At 30.3% G+C, this 18971-nt stretch carries 21 protein-coding genes, 2 tRNA genes and 1 pseudogene; 9 read left to right on the forward strand and 15 right to left on the reverse strand.

The genetic code is table 11. From position 1 onward, the window contains the following. Genes AJN58_RS02550 through AJN58_RS02560 form a run of 3 tightly spaced genes read left to right on the forward strand, consistent with a single transcriptional unit; the run spans position 1 to position 1343 of the window. Positions 1–633: a trimeric intracellular cation channel family protein gene (locus AJN58_RS02550; protein WP_070286398.1), complete on the forward strand. Its 633-nt coding sequence runs from the start codon at positions 1–3 to the stop codon at positions 631–633. A 57-nt stretch (positions 634–690) separates the two neighbouring features. Further along, complete coding sequence (locus AJN58_RS02555) at positions 691–1131, forward strand: EexN family lipoprotein (protein ID WP_070286399.1); 441 nt, start codon at positions 691–693, stop codon at positions 1129–1131. Further along, a complete protein-coding gene (locus AJN58_RS02560; RefSeq protein ID WP_072225837.1) occupies positions 1122–1343 on the forward strand; it encodes an EexN family lipoprotein in 222 nt (73 codons plus the stop codon). The genes AJN58_RS02555 and AJN58_RS02560 overlap by 10 nt, the downstream gene beginning before the upstream one ends. Here AJN58_RS02560 and cmoA read toward each other — a convergent pair. The 10 genes from cmoA to AJN58_RS02610 are packed head-to-tail and all read right to left on the reverse strand — an operon-like array spanning position 1333 to position 10497. Further along, positions 1333–2043, reverse strand: a complete 711-nt coding sequence (cmoA, locus tag AJN58_RS02565) for a carboxy-S-adenosyl-L-methionine synthase CmoA (protein WP_072225838.1) — start codon at positions 2041–2043, stop codon at positions 1333–1335. The two genes, AJN58_RS02560 and cmoA, sit on opposite strands and share 11 nt — an antisense overlap. Continuing rightward, positions 2030–2884, reverse strand: coding sequence for a bifunctional riboflavin kinase/FAD synthetase (locus AJN58_RS02570; RefSeq protein WP_070233256.1), 855 nt, complete (start codon positions 2882–2884; stop codon positions 2030–2032). The genes cmoA and AJN58_RS02570 overlap by 14 nt, the downstream gene beginning before the upstream one ends. Beyond that, positions 2850–3611 (reverse strand): TlyA family RNA methyltransferase, encoded by a 762-nt coding sequence (locus AJN58_RS02575; RefSeq protein ID WP_002880301.1) that lies wholly within the window; start codon positions 3609–3611, stop codon positions 2850–2852. Before AJN58_RS02575 ends, AJN58_RS02570 begins: the two co-directional genes overlap by 35 nt. Continuing rightward, the gene (locus AJN58_RS02580; protein ID WP_079264392.1) at positions 3608–4612 is read right to left on the reverse strand and encodes a hypothetical protein; all 1005 of its coding nucleotides are present in this window, start codon (positions 4610–4612) and stop codon (positions 3608–3610) included. The genes AJN58_RS02575 and AJN58_RS02580 overlap by 4 nt, the downstream gene beginning before the upstream one ends. Next, entirely contained in the window at positions 4593–6536 is a 1944-nt protein-coding gene (ligA, locus tag AJN58_RS02585) for an NAD-dependent DNA ligase LigA (RefSeq protein WP_070233255.1), read from the reverse strand. The genes AJN58_RS02580 and ligA overlap by 20 nt, the downstream gene beginning before the upstream one ends. Next, complete coding sequence (gene folP / locus AJN58_RS02590) at positions 6537–7679, reverse strand: dihydropteroate synthase (RefSeq protein ID WP_044779340.1); 1143 nt, start codon at positions 7677–7679, stop codon at positions 6537–6539. Between the two features lies 1 nt (position 7680). Continuing rightward, entirely contained in the window at positions 7681–8280 is a 600-nt protein-coding gene (locus tag AJN58_RS02595) for a DNA polymerase III subunit delta' (protein ID WP_002921223.1), read from the reverse strand. Positions 8281–8285: 5 nt separating this feature from the next. Then, positions 8286–8822: a HobA family DNA replication regulator gene (locus AJN58_RS02600; protein ID WP_070233254.1), complete on the reverse strand. Its 537-nt coding sequence runs from the start codon at positions 8820–8822 to the stop codon at positions 8286–8288. After that, a complete protein-coding gene (locus tag AJN58_RS02605) occupies positions 8823–10025 on the reverse strand; it encodes an aspartate kinase (protein ID WP_070233253.1) in 1203 nt (400 codons plus the stop codon). A 1-nt stretch (position 10026) separates the two neighbouring features. Beyond that, positions 10027–10497, reverse strand: a complete 471-nt coding sequence (locus AJN58_RS02610; protein ID WP_052817268.1) for an RNA pyrophosphohydrolase — start codon at positions 10495–10497, stop codon at positions 10027–10029. A 101-nt stretch (positions 10498–10598) separates the two neighbouring features. Between AJN58_RS02610 and hemW the strand changes: the two genes are divergently transcribed. From hemW to queA, 4 genes and pseudogenes are all read left to right on the forward strand, one after another. Continuing rightward, complete coding sequence (gene hemW, locus AJN58_RS02615; protein ID WP_070233252.1) at positions 10599–11666, forward strand: radical SAM family heme chaperone HemW; 1068 nt, start codon at positions 10599–10601, stop codon at positions 11664–11666. Between the two features lie 58 nt (positions 11667–11724). Continuing rightward, positions 11725–12140: pseudogene (gene tatB, locus AJN58_RS02620) on the forward strand (Sec-independent protein translocase protein TatB). Continuing rightward, on the forward strand, positions 12133–12870 hold the full coding sequence (gene tatC, locus AJN58_RS02625) for a twin-arginine translocase subunit TatC (protein WP_002856930.1): 738 nt from the start codon (positions 12133–12135) through the stop codon (positions 12868–12870). The pseudogene tatB and the gene tatC overlap by 8 nt, the downstream one beginning before the upstream one ends. Further along, positions 12863–13891 (forward strand): tRNA preQ1(34) S-adenosylmethionine ribosyltransferase-isomerase QueA, encoded by a 1029-nt coding sequence (gene queA, locus AJN58_RS02630; protein ID WP_070233251.1) that lies wholly within the window; start codon positions 12863–12865, stop codon positions 13889–13891. The genes tatC and queA overlap by 8 nt, the downstream gene beginning before the upstream one ends. Here queA and lpxD read toward each other — a convergent pair. From lpxD to AJN58_RS02655, 5 genes are read right to left on the reverse strand one after another with little or no spacing between them, the layout of a single operon-like run. Then, on the reverse strand, positions 13880–14845 hold the full coding sequence (lpxD, locus tag AJN58_RS02635) for a UDP-3-O-(3-hydroxymyristoyl)glucosamine N-acyltransferase (protein ID WP_070233249.1): 966 nt from the start codon (positions 14843–14845) through the stop codon (positions 13880–13882). The genes queA and lpxD overlap by 12 nt on opposite strands. Next, positions 14842–15306 carry an acetolactate synthase small subunit gene (ilvN, locus tag AJN58_RS02640; protein WP_002852211.1) on the reverse strand — a complete coding sequence of 155 codons (465 nt, stop codon included), beginning with the start codon at positions 15304–15306 and terminating at the stop codon, positions 14842–14844. The genes lpxD and ilvN overlap by 4 nt, the downstream gene beginning before the upstream one ends. Next, positions 15303–17003: an acetolactate synthase large subunit gene (locus tag AJN58_RS02645; RefSeq protein WP_070233247.1), complete on the reverse strand. Its 1701-nt coding sequence runs from the start codon at positions 17001–17003 to the stop codon at positions 15303–15305. The genes ilvN and AJN58_RS02645 overlap by 4 nt, the downstream gene beginning before the upstream one ends. A gap of 17 nt (positions 17004–17020) precedes the next feature. Continuing rightward, complete coding sequence (locus tag AJN58_RS02650; RefSeq protein WP_002852081.1) at positions 17021–17464, reverse strand: GatB/YqeY domain-containing protein; 444 nt, start codon at positions 17462–17464, stop codon at positions 17021–17023. 11 nt (positions 17465–17475) lie between these two features. After that, on the reverse strand, positions 17476–18495 hold the full coding sequence (locus tag AJN58_RS02655; RefSeq protein WP_070233245.1) for a bifunctional 3,4-dihydroxy-2-butanone 4-phosphate synthase/GTP cyclohydrolase II: 1020 nt from the start codon (positions 18493–18495) through the stop codon (positions 17476–17478). Positions 18496–18587: 92 nt separating this feature from the next. Here AJN58_RS02655 and AJN58_RS02660 point away from each other — a divergent pair. Continuing rightward, positions 18588–18662: transfer RNA gene (locus AJN58_RS02660), tRNA-Gln, on the forward strand. Positions 18663–18695: 33 nt separating this feature from the next. After that, positions 18696–18771: transfer RNA gene (locus AJN58_RS02665), tRNA-Met, on the forward strand. Positions 18772–18971 lie beyond the last annotated feature (200 nt).

Consider the following 18971-nt stretch of genomic DNA (forward strand, 5'->3'; position numbering starts at 1 on the left):
ATGGAGATAAATGCTCTTACAATAACCACTCTTTATATCATAGGTATTTCCGCAGAAGGAATGACAGGGGCTTTAGCTGCAGGACGCCATAAAATGGATCTTTTTGGAGTTATTTTTATTGCTCTCGTAACAGCAATTGGAGGCGGAAGCATACGAGATGTGCTTTTAGGACATTATCCTTTAACTTGGGTTAAACATCCTGAATATATTATTTTAATCTGTTTTTGCGCCCTTATAGCCACAAAAATTCCACGTGTAGTAACCAAGCTTGAAACTTTATTTCTAACTCTTGATGCTATAGGACTTGTTGTTTTTAGCATACTTGGAGCTCAAATAGCCATAGATCAAAATCATGGGTTTATCATAGCCGTTGCTGCTGCTGTAATTACGGGTGTTTTTGGTGGAATTTTAAGAGATATTTTATGTATGAGAATCCCTTTGGTATTTCAAAAAGAAATTTATGCAGGAATCGCCATAATTGCAGGAACAATCTATTACTCTCTAATAATTTGGCTTGAGCTTAATGCTCTAGTTTGCACACTTTTAACTCTTTTTATAGGAGTTATTGCAAGACTTTTAGCTATCAAATATCAATGGTCTTTACCTATTTTTTCTTACAATGAAGAAAAATAATTTATCGTTGCTTTATGCAAGTTTGCTAAGATATTAGAAATTTTAGGAGATTGATAAATGCAAAGACTAAGTATTTTACTTACAATTTTAATAATTATTAATATAACAGCTTGCGATAGCAAAACAGAAAATTACTACAAAAATCATCCTAGCGAAGCAAAAGAAAAAGCAAAAGAATGCAAAGAAAGCGGAACTCTTAGCGAAGATTGTATTAATGCATTAAAAGTTGGTATTAAGCCAACAAATGAAGAGAGTAAATACAGTCCAAACACACCAAAAAAATCTGATAATCAGATATCAGAAGCTTTAAAGCAAAATGATTTAAAAAAAGAAAAAATCACAAAAGATATTAACCAAAGTTCAGAAAATAATGAAAGTATTATAATGCCGCCCATAGCAGAAACACCTTCTGAAATTTATCCTTCCAAAACAACAGAAAACAATCAAAGTTCTATCTTTAGTGATGATATTAATATAACACAGGAAAAATTACCATGAAAATAACTCTTTTTTTAAGCCTTATTGGTATATTTTTTGCAGCATGCGAACAAACCAAAAGTGTAGAATATTATCAAAATCACCCTGAAGAAGCAAAAAAAAGAAGTTTAGAATGCAGGCACAAAGCTATCATCAGTCAAGATTGTGTTAATGCGTATAAGGTAGGTTTTCCAAAAGATGAATGGGAAAATGAAAATATCTCTAATCCTTAAAAGCTATAAAAGTTTCAAAATTTGCCCATTTAAAAATACTTTCTATTTTCTTAAAACCTGCCTTTTCTAGCATGTTTAAATTTTCTTTTTGACTATAAGGAATTAAAACATTTTCTAAGGCTTCTCTTTTAGCTGCAATTTCAAATTTAGAATAGCCTTGTTTTTCTTTGTAGTCTGCATAAAGTTCTATGATATTTTTAGACAAAAAAGCATCTTCATAAAGGATTTTTTCACTCATAATCAAAATGCCTTTAGGATTTAAATTTTTATAAATTTTATCAAGCAATTCCTGTCTTTTAGGAGGACGAATAAACTGCATGGTATAATTTGCCACAAAAACATCGCAAGTAAAAAAATCAAATTCGCATAAATTAGCTTCAAAAAAACTTATATCAAGTCCATAAGCTTTAGTTTTTGACTTTGCAACTTCAAGCATAGAAGCAGAATTATCCACGCCAAAAAGTTTAAAATCCTTTCTTAGATTTGCCAACAAAATCAAAAAATTAGCACTTGAACAGCCCAAATCACAAATACTTGCATTTGCAAGTAAAATTTTAGCCAATAAATTAGCACAAAGTTCTAAATTTTCCCTATAAAATGGTACAGAACGATTAATCATATCATCAAAAACACTAGCCACGCTTTTATCAAATTCAAATTGTTTTTTAGGGCTTTGTTTAAAAAGTTCATCTTTCATCATTTTTCCTTAATAATTCTCTAGCTTGTTCTATGTCTTTGGCAATTTGATTTTTAAGTTTTTTTAGATCTTGAAATTTCTGATTCTCTCTTAGAAAAGATATAAACTCAAGTTCGAAAAACTCCCCTTGTGTGAAATTTTCACCCAATTCCTCTAAAATATGACTTTCTATGGCAAAATTTTCATCGCTTGATCTTACACCTAAAAAACTCACACTTTTATAAATATTTTTTTGGCTTTTTAACAAAGTAGCATAAACACCATTTTGAGGCAAAAAATAGCCTTTACAATCTAAATTTATAGTCGCAAAAAGTTCTTTAGAGCCCAAACCTTGTCCTTTAATCAACTTTCCTTTAATACTATAATCTCTTCCTAAAAATTCTTTTGCTTTTTGTAAATTTGCTTTTGATAAAAAATCCTTAATTAAACTTGCATGAACACCTACTCCGCCTATACTAAATTCATCAACTATTATAGTTTTTATCCCACTTAAAGACTCAATATCTTTAGCACTATAAGCCCTATTTTTCCCGAAAGAAAAATCATATCCCACTACTATAAATTTCAAATTGATAAATTCTTTTTTCAAAAAGCTTAAAAAATCTTTACCATCTAAAGATTTTATACTTTCAAAATCCACTTCTATAACTTTTTTTCCTGAAATTTCTTCTTTTTGACGATTTGAACAAAGAAATTGACCCTTAAATTTATTAATAACCAACAAAGCCCCATTCTCATCTAAACATTTTACAAGTTTTAGATGCCCTAAATGTATACCATCAAAACAACCTATAGCTAAAGAAGTAATATTAATTTTTGATATAGTAGTAAAAATATTCAACATTACCTTCCTTTCCTTTAATGCTTGATTTTTGCGTATTTTTTAAAAGCCAACCTAACTTAGCACATGCTTTTTCAAAATCCATTCTTGCCTTTAAGATTGCCTTGTCATCTTTTAAAACACCTTTTTTATCTCTTTTGATATTTTTTCCCACTTCAAACTGAGGTTTAAAAAGTAAAATAATTTCCTTTAAAGCTAAATTATCGATATAATAAAGTAAATTAATAAGAGAAATAAAACTCACATCACAAGTAACAAGTTCAAATTTTTCTTCACTTTTAAAGGCTCTAAGATCTGTATTTTCATGCAAGATAATTATTTCATTTGCTCTTAAACTTGGATGGAGTTGATTACTACCCACATCAAGAGTAGTGATTTTTAAAGCCTGATTTTCAAGTAAAATTTGCACAAAACCGCCCGTGCTAGATCCTATATCAAGACAATTTTTATGTTTTATTTCAATATCATTTTCTTCTAAAAAATTTTTTAATTTCAAAGCTGCTCTTGAAACATAAATTTCACTTAAAAGATCCAATTTTAACTCATTGGCTAAAAGTATATCTTCAAGATTTAAATCTTGCGTTTTTTTTAAATTTTCTAAAAAATTTTTCACATCAAAAGAAGCTTTAAAACTTTTACCATTAAGTAAAATCTCTTCATTTTCTATAAGCTCTAAAGCTTTATTTCTACTGATATTTAAACGCTTTGAAACAAAAAAATCAAATCTCATTTTAAACTCTCATTTATTCTTTTTTCCAAGTCTTCTTTTTCTTTAGAAAACCACCAAATTCCTATTTCAAAAGCATTTTTTTTAAAAATTTCTCTAAGATCTTTAAGATCTTTTTCAAAAAGATCTTTTTCTTTTTGAATTAAACTTAAGTTATTATCTTTTAAAAAATTAAAATTATTCATCCATAAAAGTATTTGTTCTTGTTCAGATTTTAAGGCATTATTTCTTTGCTCTTTTAAAAAATAACTTCCTAAAACCATGATAAAACATAAAAATAAAACAATTATTTTTATGTTTATTTTCAAAACAAAATTAAAAACAAAAGCCAAAAGAGAGCAAAACATAAAAAAATTAAAAAAATCAAAAATAAAATTTAAAGCTCTAAAGCTCAAATATCCAAAATGAGAAAAAATAAAAAGTTTTAAATTTGAAACAAAATACAAAAATTCAGATAAAAAATCAAAATAAACAAAAGAAGCACTCTTATAAGCAATGATTTTCCTAGAAAAAAGTTCTAAATTTAAAAGCTCATTGTAAGTAAAAAAAAGCCCATAAAATGCATAAAATAAAGCGGTAAAAAAACTAGCGATAACAACTATTCTAAAATCATTATAAGCATTATTTACAAATTGCAAATGCAATTCTTTTTTTAAAAATATCATCAATAAAGGCAAAATTATAAATATAAAAACTAAATCAATTTTTTCAAGATTTAAAAAATTTAAAAATAAAGAAACAAGTCCAAAAATCGCCAAGAAAAAACTAAAAATATAAAGATAAAAATCCCCCATACTAATACGATAAAACAAACTTCCCTTAATCAAAGTAGCTTCTTTTATAATATTTTTTCTAAGCTTTAAAAATAAAAAGAATTCCCAAAAAAGTGTTAAGAAAATAGGAATTAAAAAAAACAGAGAAAAAGCACTCCTTTGCCAAGTTAGCAAAAATCCAAAAAGGCTTAAAAGTGTTAAAATATAAGAACTATTCTTTAACAAGTTCATTAAAAGCACTTTCATCTATACATTTTACTTCAAGCTCTTTAGCCTTACTCAGCTTAGAACCTGCCTCTTCTCCAAAAAGCACATAGTCAGTCTTTTTAGAAACCGAACCACTTACCTTACCTCCAAGCTTTTCTATTAAAGCCTTAAACTCATCTCTTGGTCGTGAAAGAGTTCCTGTAATCACAAAAGTTTTACCAAAAATCACACCATCGCTTTTGATTTCAAGTTTTTCTATTTTCAAATTTAAAAGCCTGTAAAACTCATCAATTCTTGTATGATTAACACGCGTAAATTCGCAAAGACTTAAAGCCATTTGCTCCCCAAAACCTTCTAAATTGGCATAAGCTTCAAAGCTTTGCTTGTGCCACTCTTTACCAAAACTTAAGCTTAATTTTTTAGCCGCAACCTCGCCAATATGATCTATCCCTAAAGCTGTGATAAAACGAAAAAGCTCACATTCTCTTGCTTGTTCTATAGCATTTAAAAGATTGTTGATTTTCTTTTCTTTAAAGCCTTCCAAACCTTCAAAATCACTAAATTTTAAATGAAAAATACTCTCAAGTGTAGTGATTTTTTTGTGTTTATATAAAAGTTCTACTATATTTTCTCCAAGTCCGTCGATATTAAGACATTTTTTAGAAACAAAATGAATGATAGAATTTACAAGTCTATCTTCACAGTCTATATTTTGACATTTTATTAAAGTTCCTTCATCTAAAAGCTCACTTTGGCAAGTAGGACAAAGTTTAGGGCGTAAAATTTCCATCTCTAAACCTTCTCTACGCTCTTTAAAAACCTTAGTAATTTTAGGGATAACATCGCCACTTCTTATCACGCTTACAAAATCATTGATTTTAACATCAAGTCTTGCAATCTCATCAAAATTATGAAGGGTGGCTGATTTTACTACAACCCCATCTAAATTTACAGGCTCTAAAACCGCCACAGGAGTGATCACCCCACTTCTTCCTACTTGTAAATTTACCCCTATTAAACGCGTGGTTTTTTCAAGTGCAGGAAATTTAAAAGCTGCCATAAATTTTGGAAATTTTACCGTATAGCCTAATTCTTCACAAAGCGCAAGATCATCAACTCTTACCACCATTCCATCCATCATCATAGACTTTTTTTCTCTTAAAGCTAAAAGCTCATCATAAGCTTTTAAAACCTCATCTAAATTAGCGCAAAGTCTTACAAAATCATCCTTTAAAAAACCAAGCTCTCTGATAAATTGCATCACCTCGCTGTGTTTAGTAAAATTTAAGGTATTTTCCCCTACTCCCCAAGGATAAAATTTCAAATTTCTTTCTTTAGTGATGCTTGTATCAAGCTGCCTTAAACTCCCGCTTGCAGCATTGCGTGGATTAGCAAATAAACTTTGATTTAAAAGAGCTCTTTTTTCGTTGATTTTCTCAAAATCATCTTTTAAAATCACCACTTCTCCACGAATTTCTATCCTTTCTTTATAGGCTATATTTTTAGGTATATTTTCTATCTCAAAAACATTAAGTGTTATATCCTCGCCCACTTCGCCATCACCTCTAGTGGCACCGCTTACTAATTTACCATTTTCATAAAGTAAATTTAAACTCGCTCCGTCAAATTTAGGCTCTATAAAAAAGTTTTTTTCACATTTTGTGCGTTTTGCCCAAGCCCTAAGCTCACTCTCATCAAACACATCTTCCATCGACCACATACGCTTTAAATGAGCTATTTTTTTAAACTCGCTTTGTATAGTAGGAGCTATTTTTTGCGTTGGAGAGTCTTTTGAAATTTCATCTTTATTTTGTTCTTCAAAAACTCTTAATTCTCTGATTAAAGCATCGTATTCTTCATCGCTAGCCAAGGGTTCATCTTTTTCATAATATGCCCTCATCCACAAATTTGCTAAAGCAACTTTTTCTAAATACTCTTCTTTTTTCATCTAAACTCCTATATTGTCCATTGCCTGTGCTAAAGCAAAAAGTTGTTTGTGCTCGTATAAATCATGCACTCTTATAATACTAGCACCATTTTCAAAAGCCTTTAAATGCAAATACAAAGTTCCTGCTAAACGATCTTTAATCTCGCTTTGAAAATACGCATTAATCACACTTTTGCGACTCGCACCTATAAGTAAAGGTTTATTAAATTGCAAAAAATGTTCTAAGTGTTTGATTAAAATCATATTATGCTCCGCACTCTTTCCAAAACCAATACCTACATCTAAAATACTTTCTTTTACTCCAAAACTTTCTAAAAGTTCAAGTTTTTCTTTAAAAAACAAAGTCATCTCATCGAGTAAATCTTCATAAAAAGGATTATCTTGCATGTTATTTGGATTGTTTTGCATGTGCATTAAGCAATATTTTGCCTCATATTTACTTGCAAGTTTAGCCAGATTAAGATTTCTTAAACTTGTAATATCATTTATAAGTTTAAAACCCTTATTTAAAGCATATTCTAGACAATATTCATCAAAACTATCTAAACTAAAAATCGCTTTTTCATGATAATTTTTCTCATAAATTAAGTCAAGTACTTTTTTTAGTCTTTTAAATTCCTCTTCCTTGCCACAATACTCACTCCCAGGTCTTGAACTAACCGCACCTATATCGATATACTCAGGCCTTAAAGCAAGAAAGTCATTAAGCCTTTTTTCAAAGTCTTCTTCACTCACACGACTTTTTGCATTAAAACTGTCTTCATTAACATTAATCACTGCCATAAGCTCAGCTTTTTTTGTTTTTAAAAAATCTTTTTGCAAAAAAAGAGCCAAATTTTTAAGTCCAAAATCTTGAAGTTTTTCTTTAGCAATAAGTTTTTGAATTTGCTCTTTACTTGCCATTAAAAGCGCATTTGAATGAGTGATTTTTGCAGTAATTACTTCTTTATGAGTAATAAGTTCAGCTCCTACTCTTAAAGCATCTTGTTTTAAAATATTTGCCGCAGGAGTAGAAATATCTTTGATAAAAATAAAATGAATTTTTGTTTTTTCACTCATAATCTTTTGTCCCATTTTATGAGGATTTATAAAAGAGCAAAGTAAATTAAAATCGGTATTTGGATTGATTTTAAAAAATTTCATTTTATTTCTTTGTATAGTAATTTAATAAAAGAGTAGCCAAAAGTACCCCGCTTTTAGAATTTAATTTTGCAAGCTCATAACTTTCATAAAAAAACTCTAATTCTTCAGCGTTAAAATCTTTATATTTCACACATTCTTTAGCAAGCAATGCGATTTGATCCATAAGTTCATTTTTATCCAAATTTTCATTTTTTTGCAAAAAATCAAAAAGCATTCTTAAATCCATTCTTTTAAGATCTAAATCAAGTTTTTTAACTTCCTTTTCAACTTTTCTTTTTTCACAAATAAGACGTGATTTTATAGTAGGTAAAAGTAAATTTTTAGAAGGTACCACAATAAGAAATTTAATATTTTTTGGAGGTTCTTCAAGAAGTTTAAGTAAAAAATTTTGTGCTTCTATCCTATAAGAATCCGCCATTAAAACAATAATTTTTTCTTCGGTTTCTGCGATATAGCTTTCTTTTTCAACTGCTCTTGCATCATCAAGTAAAAATTCATTTTGTGGCATAAAAAATCTTAATTTTTTAATACCAAAATTATTAATCATTTCTTCTTTAATACCTAAAAAATCTTCACTGATAATAATCTTACTAATAAACAAAATATTTATCCTAATTGCACCTTGGAAAATAATATTGCATCCAAACTTACATCAAAAAGTTGATATAAACTAATAAGCTTGATATCCAAGTCTTTATCTTTAGAATTTAAATAAAAACTATCTTGTAACTGCTCATCAAAAAGCCACAATAAACTATCATCTCTTGATTTAGCGATTAAAGATTTATTATCAGAAGCACTTCCTACATAAAAATACACATAACCATTAGGAAAAGAAATGTCAAGCAAGTCATTAAGTAAAGCTATATCTTCTGAACTTTGTACTTTCTTCTTGCATAAAGAATTTAACGACACAAAAGGAAGCATAGGACGAGCGGCTTTTGAATTTATATTTTTTAAAAAATACTCTTCATACCAAGATCTTTGTTCATCACACATTAAGACAAAAGTGCGTCCTTCTAAAAGATATTTAAGTCTTGCAGCCATCAAAGGAGCCCATTCTAAACGACGCGACTCCAACCATGCCATAAAAGCTCCGCCATTGCGGATATTTTCAAGAGTAAAACTTAAAAAATCACTCATTTATTTATCAAGTCCATAGCACTCATGTAGTGCTCTAACTGCAAGTTCTCCGTATTTTTCATGAACTATCATCGAAATTTTAATTTCGCTAGTAGAAATCATACCGATATTAATCCCCTCATCAGCTAAAGCTTTAAAAGCTTTACTTGCCACTCCTGAATGTGATTTCATACCTACACCCACTATGGAAACTTTTACCACAGCGCTATCGCTTTCTATGGTTGTTTTTGGACTTAAAATTTTTTGCATAGCATTTTTGACTAATTCAAGTTCATTTTGAGGAACTGTAAAACCTAAATTTGTAGCACCATCAACTCCAACATTTTGTATAATCATATCTACATTAATATTTTCATTTGCTAAAACAGAAAAAATTTCAGCTGCGATTCCAGGTTTATCTTCTACATTTCTTAAAGTCACTCTTGCTTGATTTTTATCTAAAGCAATACCACTTACTAAAGCTTGTTCCATTCCATCTTCCTTTGTTATCATTGTTCCTTCGTTATTGTTAAAACTACTTCTGGTTACTAAGTTAACATTTAATTTTTTTGCAAGCTCTACAGAACGATTTTGCAAAACTTTTGCACCCAAACTTGCAAGTTCAAGCATTTCTTCATAAGAAATTTTATCCAATTTCTTTGCCTTTGGTTCAATTCTTGGATCTGTTGTATAGACCCCATCAACATCGGTATAAATTTCACACAAATCCGCATTTAAGGCACCTGCTACTGCCACAGCACTTAAATCGCTTCCGCCACGCCCTAAAGTAGTTACATTACCTTCCTCATCTACACCTTGAAAACCCGCTATAACGACTATTTTACCATTTTGAAGTTCTGATTTTATCGCTTTTGTATCAATATGATGAATTCTTGCCTTTGTAAAAACACTATCTGTAATAATTCCTGCTTTTCTCCCAGAAAATGATATAGCAGAATAACCCTTTTCATTTAAAGCAATAGAAACTAAAGCGCTTGTTACACGCTCTCCGCTACTTAAAAGCATATCCATATCTTTACCATTAGGAGTTTTACTAAAATATTCAGCTTGCTCGATAAGAGTATTTGTCACCCCACTCATTGCAGATACTACAACAACAAGTTGATTACCCTGTTGCGCACTCTGAATAACCCTATTGGCTACTGCTTCGATACGCTCAAGTGTTCCAACGCTTGTTCCACCATATTTTTGAACTATAAGCATTTTAGATATAACCTTTCTCTTCAAAATATTTGATCACTTTAACATAAATATTTTTTTTGAAATGATTAATCATTTCAAAAATTTGTTTAACACTCACAAATTGATAATCATCAAATTCAGGATGCTTGGTATTGATATTGATTGTAGCACCGTGCTTTAAACGCACTAAAAAATATTTTTGAATCTGCCCATCATAAGGATACATTTTTTTAACAATTTTACTCGGAAAATCATAACTCAACCATTCTGGATACTCAGCAATGATTTCAACCTCATCAGTACCTATTTCTTCTTTTAGTTCTCTAAATAAAGCGTTTTTGACACTTTCACCCTTATCAATACCTCCTTGTGGAAATTGCCAAATATTATCCATATCACTTCTTCTAGCTATAAAAATCTTACACTCAAAAGGATAAGAACTTGATAAAACAATAGCTGCAACATTTGGTCTATAATTTTTCTCGTTTTCCACAATATTTTTCCTTAATTTTAAAGGAAATAATTTTAACCTAAATCAAATCAAATTTTTATTAAAATACATTAAAAAATTTAATAAAATATTTTAGGGTTTTTATGCATTTTTATATCCATATTCCATTTTGTGAAAGCAAATGTAATTATTGTGCTTTTACAAGTTTGAAAAAAAATGATTATGAAAAAGCCTATTTTAAGGCTTTAAAAGAAGATATTATTTTTCAATTAAAACAATTTAACATTCAATCAAATCAAATTAAAACCTTATTCATAGGCGGAGGAACACCAAGTTGTGTTGATGCGTATAATTATGAAGATATTTTTAAAATTTTATATCCTTTACTAGATAAAAATGTAGAAATTTCATGCGAAGCTAATCCCAACTCAGCAACATTAAATTGGCTTAAAAATATGAAAAATCTAGGAGTTAATCGCATTTCTTTTGGAGCTCAAAGTTTTCATCCTAAAAAACTTCACTTTCTTGGAAGAATTCATAATCAAGAAATGATTATCAAAGCATTAGAAAACGCAAATAAAGTAGGTTTTAAAAATATCAATTTAGATCTTATTTATGATACAAAATTAGACAATAAAAAAATGCTTGAATTTGAACTCTTACACTTAAAACAAATCAAGGCTTTAATCACACACCTTAGTGCTTATAATTTAACCATAGAATCAAACACAGCCTTTGCCAAAAAAGAACATTTCAAAAAAAATGCTCCTAATTTAATGAAATTTTTCATCAAACAACTCCTAGAACTTGACTTTTTTCAATATGAAATCAGTAATTTTTCAAAAACCAAAGCCCAAATTTGCAAACATAATCTTGCTTATTGGCAAGGAAAAAACTACCTAGCTTGTGGATTAAGTGCGGTAGGATTTTATGAAAACAAGCGTTTTTATACAGCAAAAAATTTAAAAAATTACATAGAAAATCCCACTTTTAGATCTATAGAGCAGCTAAGTTCTAAAGACTTGAATTTAGAACACCTATTTTTAGGACTTAGAAGTATAGTAGGGATTGATGAAACAAAACTCAATCAATGGCAAAAAAACAAAATAAATATATTATTAAAAGAAAAAAAACTTTTTTACAAAAATAAAAGATATTTTAATCCTAATTTTCTCATTAGCGACGAACTTGCTTTATATCTCTCATCTTAAATTTAAGTTTTTTAAGTAAAATATTTATTTAAAATATCAAATCAAAGAGTAATGATTAATGAGTTTTGGTGAAATTATAGTTATTTTAGTTGTAGCGATTTTAGTCTTAGGGCCTGATAAACTTCCAGAAGCTATAGTACAAATAGCAAAAATTCTAAAGGCTGTAAAACGCAACATAGATGATGCAAAATCAAGCATAGAAAAAGAAATACGCATCAATGACTTAAAAGAAGAAGCTAAGAAATACAAAGATGAATTTTCAAGCACTAATGAAAACATACGCAAAAAACTCAGTTTTGAAGAATTTGATGACCTTAAAAGAGATATTTTAGATAAAACAAAGGTAGATTTAACCTTTGATAGCAGAGATGATAACACAAAAAATAACCTTAGCGGACAAAATTTAAATACAGAAGAAAAACCAAATCTTAGCAAATTAGAAACACAAGATAAAACGGAAAAATAAATGTTTGAAGAATTAAGACCTCATTTAATAGAACTTAGAAAACGCCTTTTTATAAGCGTTGCTTGCATTGTAGTTATGTTTATTGTATGTTTTGCTCTACGAAGCTATATCTTAGATATTCTAAAAGCTCCACTTATAGCTGTTTTGCCCGAAGTAGCCAAACATGTGAATGTAATTGAAGTACAAGAAGCCTTATTTACTGCAATGAAAGTTAGTTTTTTTGCAGCCTTTATCTTTTCTTTACCTGTAATTTTTTGGCAATTTTGGAAATTTGTAGCTCCAGGACTTTATGATAATGAAAAACGCCTTGTGGTGCCTTTTGTTAGCTTTGCAAGCATTATGTTCGCCTTAGGGGCTTGTTTTTGCTATTTTGTTGTAGTGCCTTTGGCTTTTAAATTTTTGATTAATTTTGGTTTAAATGAAGATTTTAATCCTGTGATTACCATAGGAACTTATGTAGATTTTTTTACAAAAGTTGTTGTGGCTTTTGGTTTAGCTTTTGAAATGCCTGTAATTGCCTTTTTCTTTGCTAAAATCGGGCTTATAGATGATAGTTTTTTAAAACGCCATTTTCGCATAGCTGTTTTAGTTATTTTTGTTTTTTCAGCCTTTATGACTCCACCTGATGTTTTATCTCAATTTTTAATGGCAGGACCACTTTGCGGACTTTATGGACTTTCTATTTTAATTGTTCAAAAGGTAAATCCTGCCCCAAAAGATAAAGAAAGTGATGAATAAAGACTTACTTCTTTCAAGCTATGATTACACTCTAGCTAATGAACTCATAGCTAACTATCCTGCAAATCCAAAAGAAAATGCTAGGCTTTTGGTTTTTGATCGCAAAAACAAAGAAATTTTTCACACTACTTTTAAAAATTTACAAGACTTTTTACCCAACTGCGCGATTTTTTTCAATGATACTAAAGTTATTAAAGCAAGAATTTATGGCAATAAAGCAAGCGGAGGAAAAATAGAGCTTTTCTTGCATCAACCTTTTTTAAATTCTCACAATCCACTTTTTCTAGCTCAAATTAAAGGGCGTGTTAAAAAAGATGAAATCTTATATTTTAGAGAGGATTTAAAAGCGCACGTTGTAGAACTTTTAGATGATGGTCTTCGAAAAGTTCAATTTTTTCAAAATGATAAAACCTTAGACACCTCAAATCTTTACAACCTGCTTGACAAGATAGGACATATACCCTTGCCTCCTTATATTAAAAGGGAGGATGAAAAAAGTGATTTGAAAGATTATCAAAGTATCTTTGCAAAAAATTTAGGCGCAGTGGCTGCTCCGACTGCAAGTTTACATTTTAGTGAGACTATGCTTGAAAATTTAAGAAAAAAACACGAAATTTACCATTTAACCTTACATGTAGGAGCTGGAACCTTTAAAAGCGTAGAATGTGAAAATATACAAGAGCATAAAATGCATAGCGAATTTTTTAACATTCCGCAGCAAGCATGTGAAATTATAGATTCAAAACAAGCTATTTTAGGCATAGGAACAACGGTAACAAGAACTATAGAATATTACGTAAGAACTAAAACAAAAAATGGTTTTTGTGATCTTTTTTTACACCCGCAAAATCCACCTATAAGACAAAATCATCTTTTGACCAATTTTCATTTACCAAAATCTACTCTTATCATGCTAGTTTCAGCTTTTATCGGTAGAGAACAGTGTTTAAAACTTTATGAACTTGCCATAAAAGAAAAATATCGCTTTTACTCTTATGGCGATGCGATGCTAATCTTGTGATTTTTCTTTAAAATTTATTGCTATTTTAGCTTGAAGTTTTAGCCAATCTTTTTGAAGCATGATAGGAAAACCACCATAAACGCGCCCGCCTTCTAAATTTTTACTCACACCGCCTCTTGCAGCTATAGTACTAAAATCGCCTATTTTTAAATGTCCACTCGTTGCACTTTGACCACCCATAATAACATTGCGTCCTAACTCACTTGAACCTGAAATTCCAGTTTGTGCTACAATGATACAATTTTGACCTATATTGCAATTATGTCCGATTTGAACTAGATTGTCTACCTTAGTACCTGCTTTGATAATAGTACTATCAAAAACTGCTCTATCTATAGTTGTACAAGCCCCCACTTCTACAAAATCTTCTAAAATCACATTGCCATTATGATAAATTTTATAATGTTCGCCGTTTTTATTGTGCGCATAACCAAAACCATCGCTTCCTATTACACAATTAGCAAGCAAATGACATTTTTTACCAATTTTAGTGTCATTATAAATCACTACATTAGGATGGATAATACTCTCATCACCAATGCTGACATTATCGCCTATATAAGCTCCTGCCATAATGATTACATTTTCACCTATATTTACATTATCACCTATATAAACATTAGGCATGATTCTTGCGCTTTTTGCGATATTTTGTATTTTTTCTTTAACTGTGCTTATCAAAGGCTTAGCAAAAAGCTTGCTTAAAAAAGCAAAATTCAAATGTGGATTTTGAGTAATCAAAGCTTTAGTATCTTTAGGTACTAAATTTTCATATTCTTTAGATACTAAAATAGCAGCAGCTCCTGTGTGAGGTATATCTTTGGTATTTTTCTCACCATCACAATAAGTAAGCTCTGTAAAATTTGCTTTCAATAAAGAATTTAAAGCACTGATTTCTATATCCTCACCTTTATACTCCAAGCTTAAAAATTCTGCTATTTCACTTAATTTCATTTAATCTCCATCAAAACAGATCCACTGCGAACTATATCACTAGGATTGTATTTTTTAATTGTTTTTAAAAAATTATCAATGCGATTTGCATCATCAGCAACCATTAAAAACAAAAAATTCTCATTACTATTTGCAATAGTACCATTATAAGCTTTCAAAACGGCATCAAGTCCACCTAAATTTTCATTTAAAGGAATTTTCACCAAAGCCATTTCTTTGTCAATAAATTCTTCACTTTCTATCACTTTATAAGTAGGAATAAGCTTATGAAGTTGTTTGACTATCTGCTCAAAAGTTCTTTCATTTCCTGAAGTGACTATATTAATACGCGAAAATTCTTTATTTTCCAAAGGTGCTACTGTGAGCGAGTCAATATTATAACCTCTTCCTGAAAAAAGTCCTACTATACGAGATAAAACCCCATGCTCATTTAAAACAATTACCGATAAAACCCTTCTCATTGTCTATCCTTTGCCTTTGGTAAAATCATATTATAAATCGCACTTCCTGCAGGCACCATAGGTAAAACATCTTCAAAGCGATCAATTTTTACATTTAAAAGAGAGGTTTTATCACTTTTTAAAGCTTGGTTAAAAGCTTGAATGAATTCTTCTTTGCTTGAAATTTCATAACCTTCGCAACCAAAGCCTTGAGCAATTTTGATAAAATCAGGCTGAGTGCTTAAATCTGTTTGTGAAAAATGCTCTTTATAAAACATACTTTGCCATTGTCTTACCATACCTAAAAAGGCATTATTTAAAATAATATTTATAGTTTTTATACCATACTCACGAGCAGTCATAAGCTCTTGGATATTCATTAAAACCGATCCATCACCTACGAAATTAATCACCACTTCTTCATCCACAGCAAGCTTTGCACCCAAAGCAGCAGGCAAAGAATATCCCATAGTTCCTTGCCCTCCACTTGTTGCAAGCTGTCTTGGATAATTAAAAGGATAAAACTGTGCTACCCACATTTGATGCTGACCCACATCGGTAATAATCCTTGCATCAGGAGCCATCTTCGCACATTCTTCAATCACCCATTGCGGTTTTAAAACTTCATTGCTATCTTCATAAGAAAGTGGATAAAGTTCATTATAACGCTTTAAAGTTTCGTGCCATTCTTTAAAAGTTGTGTTGAAATTTTCCTTTTTAAGCTCTTCTAAAAGCTCTTTAAGAACTTCTTTAATATCTCCTACTATAGGATAATGCGCATTGATAATCTTTGAAATAGAACTAGGATCAATATCAACATGAACTATAGTCGCATGTTTGGCAAATTCACTTGTTTTTCCTGTAATCCTATCATCAAATCTCGCTCCTACACTCACAAGCAAATCACACTCACTTAAAGCCATATTAGCGACATAGCTTCCATGCATGCCTGCCATTTTGAGATTAAAAACATCATCACTTCTTAAAGTTCCAAGCGCCATCAAGGTTTCAACTGCTGGAATTTTTGTAAATTTTACAAGCTCTCTGATTTGCTCACTTGCATTAGAACTGATACAACCTCCACCCAAGTAAAATAAAGGTCTTTTTGCTTCTTTTAAAAGCTCTGCAAATTTTTTAATTTGCTTTGAGTTACCCTTATAAACAGGCTTATAAGTTTTCATAGAAATTTCTTTAGGATATTCCCAAAGTCCCAAAGTTGCACTTATATCTTTTGGCACATCTATATGCACAGGCCCAGGTCTACCACTTCTTGCTATATAAAAAGCCTCTTTTAAAATGCGTGGAAACTCTTCTATGCAAGTAACTAAATAATTATGCTTTACACAAGGTCTTGAAATACCTACTGCATCAATTTCTTGAAAAGCATCTGTACCAATAAGAGAATTTGCCACCTGTCCTGAAATCAACACCAAAGGGATAGAATCACTATAAGCCGTAGCTAAGCCTGTAATAGTATTTGTAAAACCTGGTCCACTTGTAACTATGGCTACACCCACTTCTCCACTCATTCTTGCGTAAGCATCAGCAGCATGCAAAGCCGCTTGTTCATGACGCACTAAAATATGTTTAAAATACTTTTGATTGTAAATTTCATCATAAATATTAAGCGCAGCGCCTCCAGGATAACCAAAAACAATTTTAACATTTTCTTCTTTTAAAGCCTCGCAAATCATTGCTGAACCGCTTAACTCTTTCATAATAACACTCCAAAAAATTATTGTAAAAGCTCTTTAAGTGCTAAATTAAGTCTTTTGCCATCAACACTCGCACCTAATTTTATTTTAGCTTCTTTCATTACCAAACCTTGTTCTTTTAGTGAACTTACACCCAATTCTTCTATAAGTTGTTTTAAGGCTAAAGTTAACTCCTCATCACTTAGTTGTTTAGGCAGATAAATTTCAAAAAGACTTATTTCATTTTGTTCTTTTTGTGCTAAATCTTCACGATTTGCCTTAAGATAAAGTTCGATTGCGTCTTTGCGTTTTTTGATTTCACTTGCAATGATTTTATAAATTCTTTCATTATCTAATTCTATTCTTTCATCCACTTCTATTTGCTTAAAAGCTGCATTTAGAGTTCTTAAACTATCTCTTTTAAAATCATCTTTTTGTTTCATTGCCTCTTTGATATCGTTTAAAATTTGTTCTTTTAAAGTCATTTTTTTCCTTTTTAGTTAAAATTACAAGCTTTAAGATTTAAACCAAAACCTTCTAAGCCTATATAGTCTTTATCACAACTTTGAGATAAAAGTTTAATTTCTTCTATACCAAAATATCTTAAAATCTGTGCTCCTATACCATAGTTTTTGTATTGAGTGGTACTGGATTTTTCTCCTTGCATGAAAACTATAACGCCACCATTTTCACTAAGAAATTTGATTTGCTCTAAAAGTTTTGAAAATTTATCTGAAGTTAAAAGCTCAAAATCACTACCACTGATATGAAATTTAACATTTTCACATTTTTTTATATCTTTAAAGCAAAAAGCTATATGTTGGGTTTGATTATGATCGCTAAAGATAAATTTTTCTGCTTTAAAGCCTGCTAAAACACTTTGACTTTTTTCTTCAAGCTTAATAAGGCTTTCATGTTTTAGGCGATATTCTATAAGATCACTTACGGCTATCATGTTTAAATCATGCTTTTGGCAAAAAAATTCTAGATCTTCTCTTCTTGCCATATCTCCATCATCTTTTACGATTTCACAAATCACACAAGCACCTTTTAATCCTGCTAATTTACAAAGATCAACCGTACCTTCTGTATGACCTGTGCGTTCTAAAACTCCGCCTTTTTTTGCGATTAAAGGATTGATATGTCCTGGTCTTACAAAATCACTCGCTTTAGCATTATCATCAGCAAAAATTTGTATAGTCATATTTCTTTCATAAGCACTAACTCCCGTTGTAGCATCTTTTGCATCTACGGTTATGGTAAAAGCGGTTTCGTGGTTTGAAGTATTTTTAGGCACCATTAAAGGAAGTTCAAATTTTTTTGCCAAAGTTTCATCTAAAGCTACGCAAACCACACCACGAGCTTCTTTTATCATGAAATTTACTTTTTCTTGAGTGCTAAATTGCGCAGGAAAGATTAAATCGCCTTCATTTTCTCTATCTTCTGCATCTACCATTACAAGCATTTTCCCTGCTTGTAAATCCCTAATCGCTTGTTCTACGTTAACAAATTTCATCTTTATTTCCTTAAAATTTTTAAAATTATAACTTAAATTGCTTGACAAATAAATTAAAATTCACTATAATTACACTTTTAAAAAATATTTATTGGGGTATCGCCAAGCGGTAAGGCAACAGGTTTTGGTCCTGTCATTCAGGGGTTCGAATCCCTTTACCCCATCCACTTCTTATTTTATATTTCAAATATCTTATATGCCGCGAAGTAGAGCAGTGGTTAGCTCGTCGGGCTCATAACCCGAAGGTCGGGAGTTCAAATCTCCCCTTCGCAACCAAATGTATTAATCTTCAATCCTCTTCACTTCTTTTTAATTGTATTAAAATAATTTAAAATGATTGTATTGTTAATCTTAGCTGAGTTTTTAAAATACTTTAAAAGAATGATTGCAATCTAAAAAGAGTTTAACAACCTTAAAAACATCCATCCTAATAATTTTAAAATTATCAGGATGAAATTTTTAACAAGTAGGAGAGT

The organism is Campylobacter sp. BCW_4321, assembly GCF_001763075.1.
GTDB lineage: Bacteria > Campylobacterota > Campylobacteria > Campylobacterales > Campylobacteraceae > Campylobacter_D > Campylobacter_D jejuni.

Coding starts and splice junctions, on each gene's coding strand:
- AJN58_RS02550 (WP_070286398.1), top strand. CDS start 1: ATGGAGATAAATGCTCTTACAATAACCACTCTTTATATCATAGGTATT.
- AJN58_RS02555 (WP_070286399.1), top strand. CDS start 691: ATGCAAAGACTAAGTATTTTACTTACAATTTTAATAATTATTAATATA.
- cmoA (WP_072225838.1), bottom strand. CDS start 2,043: ATGATGAAAGATGAACTTTTTAAACAAAGCCCTAAAAAACAATTTGAA.
- AJN58_RS02570 (WP_070233256.1), bottom strand. CDS start 2,884: ATGTTGAATATTTTTACTACTATATCAAAAATTAATATTACTTCTTTA.
- AJN58_RS02575 (WP_002880301.1), bottom strand. CDS start 3,611: ATGAGATTTGATTTTTTTGTTTCAAAGCGTTTAAATATCAGTAGAAAT.
- AJN58_RS02580 (WP_079264392.1), bottom strand. CDS start 4,612: ATGAACTTGTTAAAGAATAGTTCTTATATTTTAACACTTTTAAGCCTT.
- ligA (WP_070233255.1), bottom strand. CDS start 6,536: ATGAAAAAAGAAGAGTATTTAGAAAAAGTTGCTTTAGCAAATTTGTGG.
- folP (WP_044779340.1), bottom strand. CDS start 7,679: ATGAAATTTTTTAAAATCAATCCAAATACCGATTTTAATTTACTTTGC.
- AJN58_RS02600 (WP_070233254.1), bottom strand. CDS start 8,822: ATGAGTGATTTTTTAAGTTTTACTCTTGAAAATATCCGCAATGGCGGA.
- AJN58_RS02605 (WP_070233253.1), bottom strand. CDS start 10,025: ATGCTTATAGTTCAAAAATATGGTGGAACAAGCGTTGGAACACTTGAG.
- hemW (WP_070233252.1), top strand. CDS start 10,599: ATGCATTTTTATATCCATATTCCATTTTGTGAAAGCAAATGTAATTAT.
- tatC (WP_002856930.1), top strand. CDS start 12,133: ATGTTTGAAGAATTAAGACCTCATTTAATAGAACTTAGAAAACGCCTT.
- queA (WP_070233251.1), top strand. CDS start 12,863: ATGAATAAAGACTTACTTCTTTCAAGCTATGATTACACTCTAGCTAAT.
- lpxD (WP_070233249.1), bottom strand. CDS start 14,845: ATGAAATTAAGTGAAATAGCAGAATTTTTAAGCTTGGAGTATAAAGGT.
- ilvN (WP_002852211.1), bottom strand. CDS start 15,306: ATGAGAAGGGTTTTATCGGTAATTGTTTTAAATGAGCATGGGGTTTTA.
- AJN58_RS02645 (WP_070233247.1), bottom strand. CDS start 17,003: ATGAAAGAGTTAAGCGGTTCAGCAATGATTTGCGAGGCTTTAAAAGAA.
- AJN58_RS02650 (WP_002852081.1), bottom strand. CDS start 17,464: ATGACTTTAAAAGAACAAATTTTAAACGATATCAAAGAGGCAATGAAA.
- AJN58_RS02655 (WP_070233245.1), bottom strand. CDS start 18,495: ATGAAATTTGTTAACGTAGAACAAGCGATTAGGGATTTACAAGCAGGG.